This window comes from Sphingobacteriales bacterium, from assembly GCA_016700115.1.
GTDB lineage: Bacteria > Bacteroidota > Bacteroidia > Chitinophagales > UBA2359 > UBA2359.
Map to the genome: position 1 here is coordinate 1,350,221 of CP064999.1, position 21,168 is coordinate 1,371,388.

Here is a 21,168-nt window from a genome sequence, read left to right on the forward strand (position 1 = left end):
CTCCGGCTATAAATGTTATACAATACTAACTACTTAATCACAGATAGTTTGCTGTTGCGGAAAACCGTACCATTTACGCTAAAAACACAGAAATATAAGCCGGTTTGAAAATTGCTTATATCAACATTTTGACTGGATTCGCCTATAAAAACATAGTTACCCATTTCTTTGCCCATTAAAGAAAAGATTTGAAGTGTTCCTGTTTCTCCTGTTTGCAAATGATGACTAAAACTTACATTGTTTTGAGTTGGATTTGGATAAAGGGCAGATATCCTGTCCTGTCCGCCTTTAAACGAGCTATACCAGTTATCGCCTCCGCTTGCAAGGGCAGGCAACACTACCGGAAAATCTGTTCCCCGTGCGGCATATAAAATTGCTTGTGCCTTATAACTTGTCTTTGTCCCGCTTCCGGCTATTTCCAACAATTGTTCTTCTTCGGAATTTGTTATTGCAAATATGGTGCGGTTTCTTTGAGAGTCCATAATTTTCTGCAATATGGTTTGGACAAAGATAATTGTTTTGATAATTGCCTGTATTTGCCAAAACTATAAGGTTTAAACTCCAAATCAAAACTACCGCACCACCGCCACCTTCCCCCGCGCCAACACTGCACCGCCGCCATATCCGCCCTTGTCAGTGCCCCCGTTATTGCCATTGTCGCCGTTATTGCCGTTGTCAGTGTCCCCACTGACGACACCATCCGCACCACTCACAACATAAAAATACACCCCCACCGGCAAATGAGCAACCGAAAGGCTATGACTTGTCTGTCCTGCCGGAATGGTTGTGTGTAAAACTTGTTGACCGGTTGGGGAGAAGAGAGATATCTCTAAGACCCCTAAATCCCCTGAAGGGAACTTTGACCCTTCGGGTAGGGCGAAGGTTATGGTGTTTGTGGCGGGGTTGGGATATACTACCACCCCTTGCCCCTCCGAAGGAGGGGAATTTTCAGGGATGCCCACCGGTTTTGCTATGGCAATGGTTTCGGTATAAACCGAAGTGTCCTGACACACGACAACTGTTAAGGTAACGGTAAAGTTGCCGTTGTCGGGGTAGGTGTGAACTGGGTGTTCTTCGGAAACCGGCGGGCTGCCGTCTCCGAAATCCCAGATGCAGTAGCCTCCTTGGGAGAAGTAAGTGTTTTGGCTCAGATTGGTGAACAACACGGTGTAATTTAATATTTCGTGACCGAAAGCCGCCTGCGGATTTGGCTCGAAATCTATGCACGCGGCACGGGTGAGAGTTGAAGTATCGTTGCAAACAACGGCTTGGAGGGTAACGGGGAACAGCCCGGCGGACTGATAAGTATGAGTGGGCAGGCTGCCGCTGCAAGGTTCGTAGCCCTGCCCGCAAAGCAGGGGCGGGCTGCCGTCGCCCCAATCCAAGATATAATGCCCCCCGTCTATACTGTCTGGATAGACATACTGGCTTTGATTGGCAAAGGCTATGACATGGGGCATGGACGGGTATGGCAGCGCCAAAAAATCAGCCTTTGGCTCTGTTAGCAAACCCATGCAGTTTAAGCGTACCAACCATGCATCTGCTCTGCCGGGGGGTAAATCGCTCTCGGTTCTGCCACATAAGACATAGCCACTTTTGCCGCTGTAATCGTGGTTTTGGACGATGAGGTCGTAAAAATAGTTGTTTTTATTGCCGCCATATACCCGCCGCCAGAGTGTATTTCCGTCTTCGTCTAATTTTGTAATCTCTCCTTGTGCCTTTTGGTTATTCGGATTCATACTCCAACCTCCAATTACAATGCTTTGGTCTGTTATTTCTACTAGTCCAATAGGCTCTCCTTTATGAAAATTAACTTGATTATGCCACTGTGTCGTAAATTGTGGTGTAAGTTTAAATATTTCACCAAAAGCCTGTGAGTTACTTGATTGTTTTCCCGAAAAGACTAATCCTCCATCTTGAGTAGTGATTATACTACCTGCCACATCACGAGAAAGCAATGAAGAGATGTTGAGGTTATACACCTGATGCCACTGCCAGTTACCAAGCGAATCTATTTTTATGAGGGCAATATCACCAGTACCACTGACATTATAATTTACAGTAGCCAGTAAGTAAGCACCTCCATCGAGGGTTGTTGCTATATCTTGTATCCAGTTTAAGGTGTATTGAGTGTTGAAGTAGGTATAGATGGTGTCAATTAGAGGCATGCCTGTTGCTAAACTAATTTTATTAAAATATAAGTTAAAGCCGTCTGAATCTAGCTTTTCAATCCAGCCACCTACTAATATCAAACTATCGTAAGTTACTGATGCACAATAGGTTTGATTCTGTTGTAATTGCCATTCCTCATTCGAGATGCTATTACTAATCTCCAAATTTTCATTTAACAGGAAAAACAAACTAAATCCGGTTTCGGTATTTAGATTTTTTGCAGCATTTACCAAAAAGTAATTGTTGTTGTTGTTATAGGCTATTAAATCCTGCACATTGCTTTCAAAAAAGGATCCTATATAGTCTGTTCTATTCCAGTTCGTTCCGTCAATATTAACATTAGCAGTGAAAGAAACTACTAATTCTGTAGATAGGCTTCTGAATGAACCGCCTAAAACATAAACAGAGTCTCTTTGTAATATTTTTTTAGCTTGTTGCACATCTACCCATGAATAATTTTGCATAAAATAGGGCTGTGAATTTGCTATGAAAACATTCAATAAGCATAAAACAAGAAAAATTAAAATTTGCATTTTAGTTTATGAAATGCCACGCAATTTTTAATTGCGTGGCATTAATTTAAAGATGTTATTTAATGACTATAAACTTGTTATTAACAACCGGTTTTCCATTAATACTAACCGTATAAAAATACAAGCCTGAGGTGTATTTATGAATATCCAACAGATAATTACCACTATGAGTAAATACAGTAGTTTCCAAAATCTGCCCTAAAGGACTATAAAAAGAAAATATTGCCTCTTCTCCTGTTTGCAATTCATAACTAATGGTTGCAGTATAGTTTGATGGGTTGGGATAAAGTGGCGATATTTTGCTATTTACACTTTTAAAGGAACTATACCAGTTATCGCCCCCGCTTGCCAAGGCAGGAAGCACCACCGGAAAATCTGTACCTCGAGCAGCATATAAAATTGCTTGTGCCTTATAGCTTGTCTTTGTCCCGCTTTCGGCTATGTCTAAAAGTAGGTCTTCTTCTGCCTGAGAGATTTCAAAAATAGTTCTGTTATCGGCACGCAGGTCTAAAAGCAGTTGGTTTAGCTCAGTAAATCGGATGTCTTCCTCTTTATCAGCACTAATCTGGTCAAGCAGGTTCTGAGCTATGACAAGGCTATCAACGCCTATATAATAAGGGATAAGGCGGCGTTGGGCTATAAGACTTGTATTATGCCGGCGCAACAAATCTATGGCTTCGGTATAGCTGCTATCTGCCAATAGGCGCAAAATTTCTTGCGCAAGGTCGCGGTCGTCCATAATTTCCAATCCTACATATTCGCTTACATCTTCAAAGGGAGTATATCCTTGGTTTGAACAATAAGGATTTAAGTCAATGGGGTTACAATCAAACGCTGAAAAACCACCTAAAGAGGAGAGGTCTGTTACTGAGAGCGTAGTAGCATCTACATCGTAATATATGAGGGTTTCTACACCAAACCCACCGAAAAGTTCGGGACCAAGTCTTACATCCGAAACGCCCATGCCTGCGGCAGCCATAAAGGTGTTGGCGGCTGGGATTTGGTCAAAATCATCACACAATCCTTGTTGTGGCAAGATGCCATTGGAAGAGGAGAATGCCCGATGATCTAATCCGTGCAGGAGGTAATCTAAAAGGTGGTTGCACCATAGTTGTGCCTGTGAGTTGTCACCCTCTGTAATGATAGCTTCCATGGTGTTGTTTACCAAATTACCGGCTATTAGTGTGCCAGTAACATCGCTTTGGTTGAGAATAATGCCAAAATGGGTGCGGTGCAAAAAGTTGTTTACACAATATACATTAGATCCTCGGAAGTAAAATCCGGCGGTAAGATCTGCAAAAGCGAGGATGCTGTTGCCGGTTTCGTTTACGATGTTGTCCGTTATTCTGCAAAACTCATTACCATCCACTTGTACTGAGAGTTGGCAGTCGGTAAACTCGTTGTCTGAAATAGTGCTGTACTGGGACATTAAGTCCTTATAGTGTCTGGAAGAAATACCCACTACATCGTTTTCAAATTTGCTTCCGGAGACTACCAAACTGTTTATAAAATTAGCCCTTACTCCATACTTCTGTTTTTCGAAAAAACAATTGATGATGCCCACCCTGTCGCACCAATGGGCATAGATACCTGCTTCGGGTTGTGTGGTGATGGCATTAAAAGGGAACCAAAGCGTTGAGGATGGGTAGAGAAACTCATTATCCTGAAAAGTATAAGGCAACAAATTGTTCCAACTGACATTGATGCCTTGGAAACAACCGGTAAAGCTGGAGGAAATTATGTTGAGCAAGCCACCTGATGTAGATTTGGCGGGAACATCTTCAAATAATGAAGGCAATACCAGCGAAGAAATGTTAAAATAAGGGTTATTGGGTGGCGAAATATCGGCCATTTCGGCATTGTTGAGCGGGGCTAAGTTCATATTGACAACACCTAATACGGCATTTTTCACGTGAGACTGTTCCATAGATAATTTACCCGCATTGTTAGAATTGGGTTGAATGTCCATGCCTGGTCCTTCTACCTGTATTCCTGTCCACATCACTTCACACACTCCGTCAATAATGGTATTCTTGAGAGCTAAAGTGGCACCGGGTTGTACTAAAATTCGTTTATCCGGGGCAAATAAGAGTTGCATACCGTCAATTGTCAGGTCTATTCCTTGCGGAATTACCAAGTCCACATTAAAGGAAATAACAGGCAAAGAGCCGGTAATACTGACAAAGGGGTGTGAACCGGGTTCCCATGTTTGAGAAGAGGAAGGTGCATAACTGATTCTATCTTCACCATACTCGCTCAGGGTATATACTTCGGGATTACCGGTGTTTACGGTGAAGAAGTTGGTCATATCAAGGCAATCATAAGGAGGATCTATGGGGCCGCAGTCTATAATGGTTAGAACAACCTCCAATCCCTCGCTGTTTGGAAAAGTACAGTAAAGTTGATTGGTGGAAGCATCAACATTGGTAAGTTCCGCAGTAATAGTAACCTGTTGTCCGTCGGTAAAAGCTATACCCACTAATAGGTTGAGGTCAATCGTAATGCATGGATCGTCATAAGAAAGGGTAACTTCTGCTGTTCCTGTTTCGGTGAATAAGCCGCCCGGTATGACAGATATTCCGGGAATTGCGGACACATTGGTTTGAATTGTGGTATTGACGACACTCCCAATGTCGGAATTTTCGAAGCAGAGGGTATATGGAATACTCACCGAAGTGCCTCGGCAAATTTCATCGGGATCGTCAGCAGCAATGTTCACTTTACCCTTACATTCTAAATAGGCTTCGAGGTTGTCAATAACAAGGTATTGAGTCTGAATGTTTCCATCTACAAAATTACCAACAGAATTGTTTCCGGTAAGCAGTAAAGTTGTAATATCAAAACCGGTATTATTTGTCCATGTAAAAGTATAAAATGGCGTTTGGGTGAAATCTAGTGTACTGAGCGTTGGGTTGATTATAGAACTAAGTGGAGAACTTGTTACAATGGGATCTTGAAGTTCTATACCACAAGGTTCTGTGGTCATATTGAAATGATAAACAGGTGGCGTACAAATTGATGATGTCGGCGTTATACAATTTATACTTTCATAAGGGAAAGCAGGGCATGGATAATCTGTAAGGGCAGTAATTAATAATGTTGGGGCAGCAGTAAGACCAGAAGCAGAGATGGTTTGCTGAAATGCAAATGCATTAAAACTGACCGTTACTGTGCACTGATCAGGTATAGGGTCAGAAAGTGGAATGCTTGCAGATTCTTTATGACAACCTGTACAGTCAATCCAGCCTATACCTAAGACATTATTATCAGTGTTGGCAATTTTAACATCTGGGGTATTACCACTAAATAAATCAGAAAAAACAAAATTGTCAACACCAAGTCCAGGATAATAGTTTGAAGAGTTATCATCATTATCAGGAAAAGTTTCAAAGTCCTCAAAATCGCCAAAGCAAATAATATTGCAGTATGGATCGTAACATTGAATTTCTACCGGACTATTATTAACCAACACAGTCACTTCTTCTATCTGACAGATTCCGTTGCAATTTTCAACTGTATAGCAAAACTTATAGATGCCGGGTTCGAATGCTTCAATTTCTATAGAGATCGGAAAGTTTGAAACATCAATGTCAAGGCTGCCAATATACATACAATCAAAGTCAAAGCTAAAAGGAGCGCCTACAGGTACGACATCGTTGGCAAGTAAGCTGGATATAGGTATAACAAGAGGATTGTTGGCATCTTCGCCTTCTAAATAGATTTGGTAGGTATCAGGGTTGGTGAAAACCTCACAGGGTTGATCGCAGTTTTCTACACCAGGTAGGTCTATAATATGGTAGCCCAATGCACAAAGGATGTGGAGTTCTGCATCGGTAAGTGTTCTTCTTATTTCTCCAGCACTGATTGCAGGGTGCATAACATAGTTCATTGTGCCGGTTATACCAATTTCATCTGCACAAGAATTATCCAAGTGAGACAACTTATTAAGGAAAATATTTTCGCCTGAACCTCCCGAAAAATTGGAATAATTAGCCACATTCACTGGCGCTAAAATAACCTGATCGTCATTGCGAAAGGCAAGTTCTAATGGACACCCATAAGCAAAATCATTGGGCATATAGTCAAAGTCAATATCATTAAACTCATAAGCGTTGCAACATTCGGTTATTGGTGCATGGTAGATAAGTCGAGAATCCTCGACTACGGAATAAAGAAATCTGTCCCATTGCGAGTAAAATCCATTCATGGCTGCACCGGTTGTACTAATACGCGAACCAAAGCCCAAAATATGTAAGGCTTCGTGCAGGGCAACTGAATACAAATCGTAATTGTTGGGATTAATACCTAAATTAGGGTCTCCCGTATCATCCTCTGGATATGTATGCCATTGCCATTGGTCGGGTTCATGTATCTGCATCAATCCCAAATACCCTTCAGGATATTCATCCACAAAAATATTGTTGAGTCGTTCTATTATCCTGCTGTCAGCAATTCCACATTCTGCTTCCCATACTGGAGATCCTGTACCCAATATACCATTATTTAAAGGTGTTTTTTCTATCAACAGATTTATAGATTCCCCTGAAGGGTTGTCTATCGCTGCCGACAAATCAAAAAATACCCGACAGATAGTTGCTTCCTCGTTAGGTGTCCAAGTGCCTATAAAGACTAGGTTAAAATAACTATCTATGCACGTTAGTTTGTACGCACCCGAACCATCTCCCGGATATGGGAAACCATATTCAGTATATTCATTACCGAACCGGTCGTAAAATCGGGCTACTTGTCCATTTTCTAAAGGCGGCTTTACAATCACCCCGCAAAATTCAATCGGTGTTTGCCCCATTAACACATTACCCCCCCCCCCATATATATAGGGAAAGCAAAACAAACAAGACCATAGTTTTGCAAAGAAAGCTGTTCTGAAATTGAACATTTTTTTTCATTTTTTTTGAATTTTAAATTAAAAATCAGTTAGCTTTTAGATGATGAAAAAAGTGTCCCATAGTTGTTGTATCCCTTGTGTTGGCAATATACAAAACAGCTTTATTACTTGTAATGAAAAAAATAGAAATAAAACCGGGTTTCTTGAAAATTTCAGCGATTTTCAGTTGTTTTTTAGCGGGTTTGGTGTGAAAATGTATTGATTTTCAGGGAGTTACATTATCTCCCTGTCTATTGAGGAGAGAGGGTTACGAACAAAAAAAATTTCCTACCACACCCAAGCCGACTACACCGATGATTTGTTCGACCAACAAGATCAGGTAGAACTGACCCTTAAAGGAACAGGCTGTGCCGGCGAGGCTACGTTGAAAAGAGGCGCTACCGTGTTTAACATCAATATTATGGGCGTAATTAAAGGTGCACCCGGCGTTGGCGGAAAAGACACTTACCTGCTCTACGGCACTTACGGAAATGGTAAAAGCTTCATCACCATCAGTTTGTGGAACTTCATCCCCGTAGGATAATCTCCCCCTGCTAACCAAATTACCAACAGCCTTCGACAGTTTTTGTCGGGGGCTGTTTTGTTATGGAGAGGTTCCATCGAAACACTTTCTACCGAGGATTTCCACAATCTATCCTACGATGTGCATCCTTAACTTCAGTTTGCAGAATTTATAGATTAGAAAATTGACTAAAAGAGTTAAAGACTAAATTTTCAATGTTTTCTGTAAGAGTTCAATTTAACCCTTGAATGTGGTTTGAAAAACAGGTAGTGACGGAACTTGTTCCGTCTGATGTTAATAACGGAACAAGTTCCCTTGCTACCGGTATAAAACAGATTTAGCCACTCTTTTCTAAAGGAACGACTACGGAAATTTGAATTTATAAAAGCATAAAAGAGGGGGGCGTAAAGTGATATCTATTACCCCTCAAAAACCACCGTTCAAAATCTTTTTTCAAAAAAACTTCCAACCCACGGTTACGAAATTCCGCCCCAATGTACCAACCTACGAAAACCGAAAAAACAAATCGTAAATCGTTGTTTCGACAAGCTCAACAACCAATCGTAAATCGTAAATCGTAAAATTCCCCCCGATGTACCAACCTACGAAAACCGAAAGCAAACAAAAACCAAAAACTAAATCAAAACATAAAATTTAACAAAAACCAAAAAACAAAACAAACACCATGAAAAAGTTAATGAATTTCGCAGCAGTCGCAATCGCTCTTTTGAGCAGTTTTTTTGCAACGTCTAACGCTCAGGCACAAACTATCCTTGCCACTCCGAGCCTATCTCCCGAACAAGTGGTGAACTATGTGGTTCAAAACTACAACAACGTGTCGTTTTCAATCGCCACCAACGAAACCGCCGATGCCAAAATCATGCCCGTCAGCACTTGGGCAACCGGAAGCATGACCAAAACCAACGCCGCTTGTAAATCTTTGAAAAGCGCACCCACCAACCGCTACCACACGCAAGCCGACTACACCGATGATTTGTTCGACCAACAAGATCAGGTAGAACTGACCCTTAAAGGTACAGGCTGTGCCGGCGAGGCTACGTTGAAAAGAGGTGCCACCGTGTTCAACATCAACATTATGGGCGTAATTAAAGGCGCACCCGGCGTTGGCGGAAAAGACACTTACCTGCTCTATGGCACTTACGGAAACGGTAAAAGCTTCATCACCATCAGTTTGTGGAACTTCATCCCCGTAGGATAATCAAACTCTCAACAAACCTTTTTACTAACAGCCTCCGACAGTTTTTGTCGGGGGCTGTTTTTGGTTTGGAGAGGTTCCATCGAAACACTTTCTACCGAGGATTTCCACAATCTATCCTACGATGTGCATCCTTAACTTCAGTTTGCAGAATTTATAGATTAGAAAATTAACTAAAAGAGTTAAAGACTAAATTTTCAATGTTTTCTGTAAGAGTTCAATTTAACCCTTGAATGTGGTTTGAAAAACAGGTAGTGACGGAACTTGTTCCGTCTGATGTTAATAACGGAACAAGTTCCGTTGCTACCGGTATAAAACAGATTTAGCCACTCTTTTCTAAAGGAACGACTACGGAAATTTGAATTTATGAAAGCATAAAAGAGGGGGGCGTAAAGTGATATCTATTACCCCTCAAAAACCACCGTTCAAAATCTTTTTTCAAAAAAACTTCCAACCCACGGTTACGAAATTCCGCCCCGATGTACCAACCTACGAAAACCGAAAAAGCCAATCGTAAATCGTTGTTTCGACAAGCTCAACAACCAATCATAAATCGTAAATCGTAAAATTCCCCCCGGATGTACCAACCTACGAAAACCGAAAGAAAGCCAAGAAAAAACCAAACCAAAAACAAAATCAAAACATAAAATTTTTTAAAAACAAAAAACCAAACCAAAACACCATGAAAAAGTTAATGAATTTCGCAGCAGTCGCTATCGCCGTTATCGGCAGTTTTTTTGCAACCAACCACGCTAACGCACAAACCATCCTTGCTTCTCCGAGCCTTACTCCCGAACAAGTGGTAAACTATGTGGTTCAAAACTACACCGTTGTTCACTTTACCATCGCCTCCAATGAAACAGCCGACAACAAAATTATGCCGGTAAGCACCTGGGCAACAGGCAGCATGGCAAAAACCAACGCCGCTTGCAAATCGCTCAAAAGCGCAGCAACGAACCGCTACCACACGCAAGCCGACTACGCCGATGATTTGTTCGACCAACAAGATCAGGTAGAACTGACCCTTAAAGGTACAGGCTGTGCCGGCGAGGCTACGTTGAAAAGAGGTGCTACCGTGTTTAACATCAACATTATGGGCGTAATTAAAGGCGCACCCGGCGTTGGCGGAAAAGACACTTACCTGCTCTATGGCACTTACGGAAACGGTAAAAGCTTCATCACCATCAGTTTGTGGAACTTCATCCCCGTAGGATAATCAAACTCTCAACAAACCTTTTTACTAACAGCCTCCGACAGTTTTTGTCGGGGGCTGTTTTTGTGTTAGCGTTATTCCGGTAAAACAATTTAGTTCAGGCAGACAAAGCGCCACTCAAACTAATTCAGAATGTAGTGAGGAGGGTTCGGTATCTGCTTCCTGCTGTTGAAGGGCATGATAATATAAAACCGAGCAGTTTTGCGGTGTAAAAATCTGACGCGACAGCCGCTGAACTTCACCTGCAGTTATTTTATCGTACTTTTCAATTTCCTGGTTGATTCCATTAGCATCTCCCAAAACCTCATAAAAGGCCAAGGTAAATGCCTTCATCCACAGGTTGGTTTCTGAGAAAATGATGGAAGATTCCACGCGGTTTACTACTTTTTGTAGTTCTTCAGACGGAACAGGTTGGTTAATCAGCGTTTCCAATTCAATCCAAATGGCAGCTTCTGTTTGTTCAAGCTTGATTCCTTTGTTCAATTTGGCTTCTATAATCAAAGCACCTTCGTCAAACTCTCCGTAACAATGAGTGCTTATAGAGTTGCAAAGTTGTTGTTCTTTGACCAAAGCGCGGTATAATCTTGCAGATGAGCCGGTTGAAAGCAGGTCATTGACAACATCTGTAGCAGGAAAATCGGGATGAGTGCGGTTGCAGACATGAAAACTCATATACAAAGCATCTAACGGAACATCCGCATTGACATGAAGGGTTCGTTTTTCGGTTTGGGGAAGTTCTTTGGGCAGATTCCGGTTGTTGGGAACACCGGCGGGAATATCACCAAACCATTTTTCTATTAAAGGCAGGATAGTTTGGGCCTCAATGCCTCCTGCTATACACAAAATGGCATTGTTGGGGCGGTAATACCGGTAGAAGAATGCTTCGACATCGGCTAATTCAGCCTGTTCAATATGTTCGGGAATCAAACCTATGACCGGCCATTGGTAAGGATGCCTTTTGTAACTCAAGGCGCGGAGCTTATGCCATACATCACCATAAGGTTGGTTGAGGCTCGTTTCTTTAAATTCTTCGACTACCACACTTTTCTGAACATCTAACGAAGCCTGACTGAAATTGAGCTGCATCATGCGGTCAGATTCGATCCAAAAGGCAGTTTCGATATTTGCAGCTGGCAACTGTACGTAGTAATTTGTCATATCGGGGCTGGTAAATGCATTGCACTCGCCTCCCGCATGGTGAATTACTTTGTCGTAATGCGGCACATTGGCCGAACCGCCAAACATCAGATGCTCAAACAGGTGGGCAAATCCCGTTTTGTCGGGTGTTTCATCTCTTGACCCCACATCATACAAAATATTGACGACTGCCAAAGGAGTGGTCGGGTCTTCATGAATCAGTACGCGCAAACCGTTGGATAGTGTAAACCTCTGAAAACTAATCATATTGACATCCCTGTATTAAAAAAAAGAACCGCAAATATAAGAAGATTGACTTAATATGAGGGGTAAAGCTCGGTACAGATAAAGTCCACCGGTTTTTTACTTACATTTCGGGCTTGTTTGTAACCCTAAAAATTGCAGGATTGTTTGGATGAAAGTGATTTCTGTTAATATAGGTCGGACTCAATCAACAATATGGGAAGGGAAAGCAGTGCGAACCGGGATCTTTAAAACTCCGGTAAGCGGGGCTCAGATGGTTACTTTCAATGGTTTTAAAAATGATGAACAAGCCGATCTGAAACACCACGGCGGTGCCGATAAAGCCGTTTACTCTTATGACCTGGATTATTACTCCCATTGGCAGCAACACCTACAACGACATGAGTGGGAGGCGGGTTTGTTTGGTGAAAACCTGACCACACAAGGATTGTATGACAGCGATGTTTTTATTGGAAGTGTCTATCAAATCGGAAGTGCTATTTTACAAGCTGTTCAGCCGCGTATTCCATGTTTTAAACTCAGTATCCGATTTGGAGTGCCCGACATGGTAACGAAATTTTTTGAACACAAAAGGCATGGAGTATATTTTAAGGTACTGCAAGAAGGAGCTATTGCACCGGGCAATGCCATTGAACTGATTAAAGCACCAGACTCTGCAATCACCATCACAGATGTGGTAGAATGTTTAACCTCAAAGGGGGAAGACCGCCAGAAATTAAGTCTGATTTTGGAAAATCCGGTAATACCGGACACACTGAAGGATGTGTTTGGCCGGTTCTAAATTTTTTTTCAGCCTTTACTTTTTTCATAAAATAGAGGGGACTTCATGCATCTGGGAGTTGATTATTAAGTTCCGTAATAATTTTTTAGAAATATGGCAGTCAGTTTATTGCCGGATGAAGCGAGGAAGTTAGTGTTAGTGTCCCAACTGCTGTACCAATCTTTGGACGGATTGGGTAAATCAGCCGTTTTAAGCGTTATAGAACAATTGGGCTATGTGCAGATTGACACTATTTCGGTGGTTGCGAGAGCACATCATCATACACTTTGGTCAAGGCTTCCCGGCTGTTATTCAGAAGAGCATTTACATGAATTGCAGGCAACAGACAAGACCATTTTTGAATATTGGAGTCATGCGGCATCTTACCTGCCTATGCGCGATTTCCGGTTTTCGTTGTTAATCAAAGAACATTATGCAAGCGGGCAATCGCATTGGTTTGAACAGGACAAGCGCATGAATCGGTTTGTGTTAGACCGTATTACGGCAGAGGGCGAACTGCAAAGTAAAGACTTTGAAGGGGATGAAGGCCGAAACGGCCAAACCTGGTATGAGTGGAAATCTGCCAAACGCGCCCTTGAGCAATTGTTTATGGAAGGACGGTTAATGGTTAGCCGGAGGCAAGGGTTTCAAAAAGTATATGACCTTAGTGAGCGGGTTTTGCCTGCCGGAATCAACACAAGTCGCCCCTCACCCCTTGAATATGGACAGTATCTTGTCCAAACCGCTTTAAAGGCACATGGAATATGCACCGAGGCGGAAATATACTATCTGCGTCCGAAATGGAAAAAAACAGTTCAACAAGTGCTGCAGCAAGCTGTAGAATCCGGCAAAATCAAAGAAGTTGCCGTAACCGGTTTTGAAAAAGAACGTTTTTATGCAGTTCCGGAGGTATTGGAAAGCGTGTTGAACAATCCGGCACCTGTGCCATCATTTCCGCAATTACACCTGCTTTCACCATTTGACAATTTAGTAATTCAGCGCAAACGCCTCCTGCGTTGGTTTGGGTTCGACTATCAGATTGAGTGCTATGTGCCGGAGCCGAAACGAAAGTTTGGTTATTTTGTCCTTCCTGTACTTTGGGGAGATTCATTTATAGGAAGACTCGACTCAAAAGCTGACAGGAAGTCTGGTACGCTGTTTGTCAAAAAATGGTTTACCGAATCCGGCGCACCATCTGAAACAGAATGGATGCCCCGACTAAAAGTAAAACTCCACGAGTTCGCCCGATTTAATGCTTGCAAAGAAGTCATATTTGAATAAATACCTCAGAGTTTGTTTAGATTTAAGTCCGACCCTCAACTTCAAAATAGGTTTTTCACTCATTTCCGCAGGTTTCACATACGGCTATTCATGTTTCTTGCAATTAACAATTAACAATTAACAATTAACAATTAACAATTAACAATTAACAATTAACAATTAACAATTAACAATTAACAATTAACAATTAACAATTAACAATTAACAATTAACAATTAACAATTAACAATTAACAATTAACAATTAACAATTAACAATTAACAATTAACAATTAACAATTAACAATTAACAATTAACAATTAACAATTAACAATTAACAATTAACAATTAACAATTAACAATTAACAATTAACAATTAACAATTAACAATTAACAATTAACAATTAACAATTAACAATTAACAATGGCTATTCATATTAACTCTTTCAGGTTTTTCACTTTTCACTTTTAGTTTTTCACTTTTTTGCTTTTCACTTTTAGTTTTTCACTTTTCACTATCTAACCACCGCCACCTTCCCCCGCGCCAACACACTGCCCGCCTGCTCGGCCACATAGAGATACATCCCAACCGGAAGGTGTGCTACCGAAATGGTTTTGTTTGTTTCACCCGCCGCAAGGGTGGTTTGCAATACCATTTGACCGGTGAGGTTGTAGATGCTTACCCCTAAATCCCCCTCTACCCCCCAGCCCCCTGAAGGGGGAGTTAAGCCTTCGGGTAGGGCAAAGGTAAGGGTGTTTTGTGCGGGATTGGGATAGACGAGGATGGAAGAACCCCCTGACCCCTCCCAAGAGCTATCGGGGATGCCTACCGCAATACCGCTCCCCGAACGTGCATATACAAGCTGTTGGGTAACACTGGTATCGGAACAAACTATGGCGGTGAGGGTAACGAGGTAGTGGCCTTCTTCGGGATAGATGTGAGTGGGGTGGGTTGAGTTGCTGACAGCCCCGTCGCCAAATTCCCAGATATAATGCCCGCCGTCTATGCTGTCGGGATAAACATATTGGCTTTGATTGAAGAAGGTGAACAATGCCGGCGGGGTGGTATCTTGCACGAATGTAAAATCTGCCTGCGGAAGACTGAGCAGCCCCATACAGTTGGTTTTAACGACCAACATATTGGCGGAACCGACCGGCTCGGTGCGGCCCACGCACAGAAAGCCTCCATCGGGGGCAGGGGTGAAATTGTAAAAATAATCGTTATTGGGTTCTGCGTCAAAATAGCGCACCCATAACGGCTCGCCGTCCGAGCCGCGCACTTTCATCAGAAAGGCTTCAATTTTTGCTCCGTCACGTTTGCTGCTTCCTGAACATACAATATTTTCACCCACTTGAAAAACAGCAGAAGCTTCATTAAAACCATTGCCAAGTTGATAATGTCTGTCCCAAATAGTATTTCCAAGCGTGTCAACTCTTAACAAAAGTACTCGACCACTATAATAATCCATATAACTTGTACCGGCTATTATAAAATTATTTTCGTTGAAGCTGTTAAAACGATTGGCTAGTGCTTTTTTCCCTCCCCAATCATTAATTGTGCTGTGAAGAATATCGCCATCGTTGTTTATACGCATAAACAGCACATCTCCTTCAGAACTCATTATATTTCCATGATTTACCATTCCAACTAGAAAACATCCTCCGTCTGAGGCTGGCTGTAAGTCCGTAATCTTATTTTTGTTGGTAAAATTGTCATAATACCTGCGCCAAACCATTTCACCATCGGTTATTTTGGTCATCATTAAACGGTAGGGGTCGGAGGCGGTGGTTGCTGACTCGCCACCAAAATAGTAAGTGTTCGATTCTGGATAATATAAAAGTGCTCTGCCATTTGACAAAATTGGAGGATCGGGAAATTGGTAGAGGTTTAACACCTCTCCTGCGTGGTTGACTTCCATTAAAAAGGGATAACCGGTAGGAGGATAAGTGCCATAAGGATCATTATTTATTTGACCGCTAAATGCATAGCCAAATGGTGTAATTACTAATCCTTGTAAGATAAATATTCCAAATTCTAAACCGTAATTTAGTTTATCAAAACTGCTTACTTCGCTATCTGAAAAAAACAGAAATGACTTAATATGGGATTCGGTAGTTAATTGAGTGGCTCCCCCGATAATTAACGTGCTGTCTGTCGTGTAATATGTTTTTAATGCAGAAGAATTAAAGGCATCAATACCTAACGATTTGATGAAATACTTTTCCTGTGCGTGTACAATTTGTGCGAACAAAAATATAATTATTATACGAAACATGATTGTATTAGTTTTTGATGAACACTAAAGTTTGAGAATGATTTTTGACCTACTTCTTTAAGAAAAAAGAAGAATAAGAAAATAGAATTATCTAACCTGCCAAGCTCGAATTTAAACATGGCAGGTTAGATACAATAATATTACTTTACGACCAAAATTTTACTGCTGCTTATTATTGCTCCGTTACTGGTAACCCGACAAAAATATAGCCCGTTTGGCCAATCGCTCATGGGTACGAATGTTTTACCGCTTTCTGTAACTGAAAGGCTGAATGTTAATTTGCCCAAGGCATCATATATGTTAATGTCGGCGGTCGTTCTTGAAGGCAGGTTAGCGTTAATTTGTAGATACTCTGATGCCGGATTGGGCGTAATGCTGATGTTTGGAGCATCAAAAACACCGGTTTTAAACTGAATCGGCATCCCTTCCGTCAGGTCTTCGGGCAACGGGGGCAGTTCAACTATTATCTCTTCGCCATAAGCTAAATAGCGCAGCACTTTGGCACTCATTGCTGAGGTGGTCTGACTTTGGGCAATCTGGCTCAAGAGGGCATCTTCTTCGGGGCTGAATTGTGTGTAGCTGCGGTTGTTTTGTGACATTTCTATCTGCAAAGTCAACAATTGGCGGAAATGTTGATTGTCCAATCCCGTCTGCGGCAGGGTGTTACATATACTGTCTGCTTTGCTATACTGCCCTTGCTGCATAGACAGTGCAATTTTCATGCGTTTTGCAGTTTGAGTGTTAACACTTTCCAACAGCGACATGGCTTCAGCAGTATCGGAGGTTTCGGTCATGTAAAATAAAGTTTGGGTGGTGGTAAAAAATAATCGCATCTTCTTAGTTTTATCAATCGGCTAAGACAGGGTTTTGGGTTGCTTTACTTATTTTATTCCTTTTCACAGAAAAAAATCAGCTTAAAATCGCACTTTTTTTCATTTTTTTTGAAAAAAAGTTTTTTTGAGCATCAGATGCCTGCTTTTCTCCTGACTTTGACAGTTAAATGAGATAACCCGTTAATAATCAATGATAATAAGAAATAAGAAACCGCAATTGTAGTGGCAACTTTTTTTCTTAGGCTATTGTTTTTAAGACAATATGCTTACATTTGCGGTATGTTTGTAAAAGCCACTAAATCTAAAAACCATACGTATATTCAGTTAGTGGAATCTTTTCGTGAAGGAAAGACTACCAAGCACAAGGTAATTGCCAACTTTGGTCGCCTTGACCAGTTGCGTGATTCAGGATTCCTACTATCAGTTGGGCAGAAATTGCTGTCATTGAATAACACGCCTTGCATTGGGGCAGAGAATTTGCAGGAAACTGCACGCTTCTGTTATGGTCATTTGGTCTATAAAAAAGTATGGGAGCAACTTGGCATCGGAGAAATTATCAAAAAATGTGCTAAGGGAACAAGGATAAAGTTCGATATAGAAGAGGTGATTTTCTATTGTGTGATTCATCGTCTGTTGAAAAGCAAATCAAAACATCAAGCATTTAAAGATCAGAAATTGTTTTATGGGCTAGGAAACATAATTGGGTTGCAAGAAATTTACCGAAGTTTAGATTTTTTGTGTGATAAAAAGCAGGCAATTGAGACACAACTGTTTTACCATAAAAAAGGCGTTTATGCTAAGCCCATCGAAGTTGCTTTTATGATGTAACGAATTATCACTTTGAGACAAACAGAGCAGATGCTTTACGCGAATTTGGGTTTAGCAAAGCTGGAAAGTTTAATGAAGTACAAGTGGTGATGGGCTTATTTATAGATAGCACAGGCAGACCGATAGGCTACGATCTTTTTCCGGGTAATACTTTTGATGGTCAGACGATGGTAGATGCGCTGAAAATGTTAGAAAAGCAGTTTAATATAAGAAAAGTCATTGTAGTAGCCGACAAAGGTCTCAACTCGAAAGAAAATTTTAATTTAATACGTCAAGCGGGCTATGACTACATTGTTAGTGCCCGCTTAAAATCGATGCCCCAAAAGTTGGTACAAAAGATTTTGGCAACTAATGATATGGAGACAAAGACTGTGTGCGAGGATACGGGTGAAGTAACATTTAGCTGGAAAGTGTTGGATTACGAAACAACCTACAGCGATGCCAATAAAAAGAAACAAAATTGCAAGATAAACTCCTAATTACTTGGAGTGCCAAAAGGGCAGCCAAAGACGCAAGAGACAGGGAAAGACAAATACAAAAAGCAAAAGTCAAATTAGACAACGGAGCGGACTTGCAAAACAAAAAGGGGGCTAACCGATTCCTGAAAATGGCGGAGAGTACCAATACAAAAGCTGCTGAAATAGACCAAGAACGAATAGATGAAGATGCAAAATGGGATGGTTACTACGGCATACAGTATAGTAAAACGGATATGACGAACGAAGAAGTCTTGGCAAACTACCATCAATTATGGAAAATAGAAGAAAGTTTCCGGGTATTGAAGACCACCCTATCCACTCGACCAATTTTTCATTGGACACCCAAAAGGATAAAAGGACATTTCATGACCTGTTTTTTAGCATTCATGCTCGAACGGACGGTGGAACTAACCCTAAAGTTTGCAAACATCAACTTAAGTCCATGCAGTATTAAAGAAGAACTCAATCAAATGCAATTGTCTGAACTAACAATTGATGATAAAAAGTACTTGCTGAAAGGTGCTGACACAGCATTAACCAACAAAATCCTTTCGGCATTTCGTATCCCTCCGTTCAAAGACTTAACTCCAGCGAACTAAATAACCCGTTTTGTAGTGGCAACTATGCCATTTTGAGAAAACTTAACTCGCTGATTATCAATGGTTTGTGAAATTTAACTGTCAAAGTCAGGAAAAATAATCGCATCTTCTTAGTTTTATCAATCGGCTAAGACAGGGTTTTGGGTTGCTTTACTTATTTTATTCCTTTTCACAGAAAAAAATCAGCTTAAAATCGCACTTTTTTTCATTTTTTTTGAAAAAAAGTTTTTTTGAGCATCAGATGCCTGCTTTTCTTAACGAAAAATAATTTACCTGGGTTGCCTGAAACTCTTTAAACATAGGATGTTTCTGAATCATCCTATGTTTTTGCTGATTGCCTGTATTTGTCAATCCTTATAGGTTTGCCAAACCTATAAGGATTTTAAACACTACCACCTTTCAGGGTTTTTCACTTTTCACTTTTAGTTTTTCACTTTTCACTACCTAACCACCGCCACCTTCCCCCGCGCCAACACGCTCCCCAATTGCTCAACGGAATACAAATACACCCCCTCTTGCAAATGGGCTATTGAAATGGTTTTATGCGTTTCCCCAGCACCGAGAGTAGTTTGAAGCACGGTTTGACCGGTGAGGGAGAGGAGTTTTACCCCTAAATCCCCTGAAGGGGACTTTGACCCTTCGGGTAGGGCAAAGGTCAGCGTGTTTTGTGCGGGGTTGGGGTAAACTTGGATGAAGTTCTCACCCTTCAGGGGGTTGGGCGGCAGCCCCACCGCAATACCACTCCCCGAACGTGCATATACAAGCTGTTGGGTAACACTGGTATCGGAACAAACTATGGCGGTGAGGGTAACGAGGTAGTGGCCTTCTTCGGGATAGATGTGAGTGGGGTGGGTTGAGTTGCTGACAGCCCCGTCGCCAAATTCCCAGATAAAATGCCCGCCGTCTATGCTGTCGGGATAAACGTATTGGCTTTGATTGAAGAAGGTGAACAATGCCGGCGGGGTGGTATCTTGCACGAATGTAAAATCTGCCTGCGGAAGACTGAGCAGCCCCATACAGTTGGTTTTGACAACCAACACATTGGCAGCACCGACCGGCTCGGTGCGGCCCACGCACAGAAAACCTCCATCGGGAGCAGGGTTAAAATCGTAAAAAAAATCGTTATTGGGTTCTGCGTCAAAATAGCGCACCCATAACGGTTCGCCATCCGAACCTCTTACCTTCATAAGTAAGGCTTCTATTTTATCACTCGTTTGTCTTTTAGCACTTCCTATCATGATATAATTTTCTCCCAATTGATATATTTTGTCAAATACACTTTGTTGATAATCAGGGAAATACTGCCTTGTCCATAAGTTTTCTCCTGCTTTACTTATTTTTAAAAGCCTTGCATACTTGCCGGTTACACCGGCAAGCATAATGCAAGAATCATTTGTAAATGTAAATGTACCGGCACCAGCTTTTTGACCTGCAAAATATGTGTTGAGATTAACGATATTCCCTTCAGGGTCAATACACATAAACAACATATCCGCATTCAAAGTATTGGGTATCAAATTTACACAACCTGTCGCATAACACCCACCGTCGGCAGTGGGAAGCAAGTCCAATATATAATTTCGATTGGAAAAGTTGTCGTAATATCTGCGCCAAACTATTTCACCATCTGTTATTTTGGTAATGACCAATCGGTAAGGTTCGGCTGCTGTTGTAAAGGCATTACCACCCAAATAATAGGTATTGGTTTCGGGGTAATATAACAAAGTGTAGCCATTTCCCTCATAAGGAGGATCGGGCAACTGAAAGTGATTTATTACCTCGCCGGCATGATTAACCTCTATAATGTATGGGTAGCTGTATATATCCCAAGGAAGCGTTTCATAAGGTTCGTTGTTCATCCACCCGCAAAAGGCATAACCAAATGGCGTAGTAATCAAATCTAACACCCCAAAAGTGCCAAAATCTTCGCCATAAGTCAACAGTGTTTGGTTTTCGGCATATTGATCGGTAAAGAGTAAAAATGTTTTTTCTAATGATGTAGTCGTCAATGCTCCGCCACAACCTAAAACCAATAGCGTATCATTAATATAATATACTTTGTTTGAACTCTGTCCATAACCCCAACCGATAGATTTTTCGAAATACTTTTCCTGTGCTGTCAGCCTAATACATCCATACAGACATAGACATATTATTATGATTAATTGTTTCATTTTACAGTAGATTTTA

Annotated in this window: 14 protein-coding genes and 1 pseudogene; 8 read left to right on the top strand and 7 right to left on the bottom strand. The window is 41.3% G+C overall.

Annotated features, from left to right (window positions below; genetic code table 11):
• Positions 1-29 precede the first annotated feature (29 nt).
• The 3 genes from IPM47_04680 to IPM47_04690 all read right to left on the bottom strand — a co-directional run bounded on the left by IPM47_04680 (position 30) and on the right by IPM47_04690 (position 7,602).
• On the bottom strand, positions 30-482 hold the full coding sequence (locus IPM47_04680) for a T9SS type A sorting domain-containing protein (protein QQS30249.1): 453 nt from the start codon (positions 480-482) through the stop codon (positions 30-32).
• Between the two features lie 90 nt (positions 483-572).
• Positions 573-2,636 carry a PKD domain-containing protein gene (locus tag IPM47_04685; GenBank protein QQS30250.1) on the bottom strand — a complete coding sequence of 688 codons (2,064 nt, stop codon included), beginning with the start codon at positions 2,634-2,636 and terminating at the stop codon, positions 573-575.
• Between the two features lie 124 nt (positions 2,637-2,760).
• On the bottom strand, positions 2,761-7,602 hold the full coding sequence (locus tag IPM47_04690) for a T9SS type A sorting domain-containing protein (GenBank protein ID QQS30251.1): 4,842 nt from the start codon (positions 7,600-7,602) through the stop codon (positions 2,761-2,763).
• Between the two features lie 307 nt (positions 7,603-7,909).
• On the opposite strand from IPM47_04690, the gene IPM47_04695 reads away from it, so the two are divergent.
• The 3 genes from IPM47_04695 to IPM47_04705 all read left to right on the top strand — a co-directional run bounded on the left by IPM47_04695 (position 7,910) and on the right by IPM47_04705 (position 10,545).
• Positions 7,910-8,134, top strand: a complete 225-nt coding sequence (locus IPM47_04695; protein QQS30252.1) for a hypothetical protein — start codon at positions 7,910-7,912, stop codon at positions 8,132-8,134.
• Between the two features lie 664 nt (positions 8,135-8,798).
• Positions 8,799-9,332, top strand: coding sequence for a hypothetical protein (locus IPM47_04700; protein ID QQS30253.1), 534 nt, complete (start codon positions 8,799-8,801; stop codon positions 9,330-9,332).
• Between the two features lie 679 nt (positions 9,333-10,011).
• On the top strand, positions 10,012-10,545 hold the full coding sequence (locus tag IPM47_04705) for a hypothetical protein (GenBank protein QQS30254.1): 534 nt from the start codon (positions 10,012-10,014) through the stop codon (positions 10,543-10,545).
• A 114-nt stretch (positions 10,546-10,659) separates the two neighbouring features.
• Here the strand turns inward: IPM47_04705 and IPM47_04710 are convergent, their stop codons facing one another.
• Positions 10,660-11,946 carry an insulinase family protein gene (locus IPM47_04710; GenBank protein ID QQS30255.1) on the bottom strand — a complete coding sequence of 429 codons (1,287 nt, stop codon included), beginning with the start codon at positions 11,944-11,946 and terminating at the stop codon, positions 10,660-10,662.
• Positions 11,947-12,094: 148 nt separating this feature from the next.
• Between IPM47_04710 and IPM47_04715 the strand changes: the two genes are divergently transcribed.
• Together IPM47_04715 and IPM47_04720 are read left to right on the top strand one after the other, a co-directional pair.
• The gene (locus tag IPM47_04715) at positions 12,095-12,724 is read left to right on the top strand and encodes an MOSC domain-containing protein (protein QQS30256.1); all 630 of its coding nucleotides are present in this window, start codon (positions 12,095-12,097) and stop codon (positions 12,722-12,724) included.
• Between the two features lie 93 nt (positions 12,725-12,817).
• The gene (locus IPM47_04720; protein ID QQS30257.1) at positions 12,818-13,984 is read left to right on the top strand and encodes a YcaQ family DNA glycosylase; all 1,167 of its coding nucleotides are present in this window, start codon (positions 12,818-12,820) and stop codon (positions 13,982-13,984) included.
• Between the two features lie 494 nt (positions 13,985-14,478).
• On the opposite strand, the gene IPM47_04725 is transcribed toward IPM47_04720, so the two are convergent.
• Both IPM47_04725 and IPM47_04730 read right to left on the bottom strand, forming a co-directional pair.
• A complete protein-coding gene (locus IPM47_04725) occupies positions 14,479-16,239 on the bottom strand; it encodes a T9SS type A sorting domain-containing protein (GenBank protein ID QQS30258.1) in 1,761 nt (586 codons plus the stop codon).
• 140 nt (positions 16,240-16,379) lie between these two features.
• Positions 16,380-17,072 carry a T9SS type A sorting domain-containing protein gene (locus IPM47_04730; GenBank protein ID QQS30259.1) on the bottom strand — a complete coding sequence of 231 codons (693 nt, stop codon included), beginning with the start codon at positions 17,070-17,072 and terminating at the stop codon, positions 16,380-16,382.
• A gap of 222 nt (positions 17,073-17,294) precedes the next feature.
• Here IPM47_04730 and IPM47_04735 point away from each other — a divergent pair, with 222 nt between their 5' ends.
• The 3 genes and pseudogenes from IPM47_04735 (at position 17,295) to IPM47_04745 (ending at position 18,978) form a co-directional block, all read left to right on the top strand.
• Positions 17,295-17,900 (top strand): hypothetical protein, encoded by a 606-nt coding sequence (locus IPM47_04735; protein QQS30260.1) that lies wholly within the window; start codon positions 17,295-17,297, stop codon positions 17,898-17,900.
• Positions 17,879-18,379, top strand: a pseudogene (locus IPM47_04740) (IS1634 family transposase). The gene IPM47_04735 and the pseudogene IPM47_04740 overlap by 22 nt, the downstream one beginning before the upstream one ends.
• Positions 18,361-18,978 (top strand): IS1634 family transposase, encoded by a 618-nt coding sequence (locus IPM47_04745; GenBank protein QQS30261.1) that lies wholly within the window; start codon positions 18,361-18,363, stop codon positions 18,976-18,978. Before IPM47_04740 ends, IPM47_04745 begins: the two are co-directional and overlap by 19 nt.
• Before the next feature lie 440 nt (positions 18,979-19,418).
• Here IPM47_04745 and IPM47_04750 read toward each other — a convergent pair whose 3' ends face one another.
• On the bottom strand, positions 19,419-21,152 hold the full coding sequence (locus tag IPM47_04750; protein QQS30262.1) for a PKD domain-containing protein: 1,734 nt from the start codon (positions 21,150-21,152) through the stop codon (positions 19,419-19,421).
• Between the last annotated feature and the right edge of the window lie 16 nt (positions 21,153-21,168).

Coding starts and splice junctions, on each gene's coding strand:
- IPM47_04720 (QQS30257.1), top strand. CDS start 12,818: ATGGCAGTCAGTTTATTGCCGGATGAAGCGAGGAAGTTAGTGTTAGTG.
- IPM47_04750 (QQS30262.1), bottom strand. CDS start 21,152: ATGAAACAATTAATCATAATAATATGTCTATGTCTGTATGGATGTATT.
- IPM47_04725 (QQS30258.1), bottom strand. CDS start 16,239: ATGTTTCGTATAATAATTATATTTTTGTTCGCACAAATTGTACACGCA.
- IPM47_04685 (QQS30250.1), bottom strand. CDS start 2,636: ATGCAAAATTATTCATGGGTAGATGTGCAACAAGCTAAAAAAATATTA.
- IPM47_04715 (QQS30256.1), top strand. CDS start 12,095: ATGAAAGTGATTTCTGTTAATATAGGTCGGACTCAATCAACAATATGG.
- IPM47_04690 (QQS30251.1), bottom strand. CDS start 7,602: ATGTTCAATTTCAGAACAGCTTTCTTTGCAAAACTATGGTCTTGTTTG.
- IPM47_04710 (QQS30255.1), bottom strand. CDS start 11,946: ATGATTAGTTTTCAGAGGTTTACACTATCCAACGGTTTGCGCGTACTG.
- IPM47_04705 (QQS30254.1), top strand. CDS start 10,012: ATGAAAAAGTTAATGAATTTCGCAGCAGTCGCTATCGCCGTTATCGGC.
- IPM47_04700 (QQS30253.1), top strand. CDS start 8,799: ATGAAAAAGTTAATGAATTTCGCAGCAGTCGCAATCGCTCTTTTGAGC.
- IPM47_04730 (QQS30259.1), bottom strand. CDS start 17,072: ATGCGATTATTTTTTACCACCACCCAAACTTTATTTTACATGACCGAA.
- IPM47_04680 (QQS30249.1), bottom strand. CDS start 482: ATGGACTCTCAAAGAAACCGCACCATATTTGCAATAACAAATTCCGAA.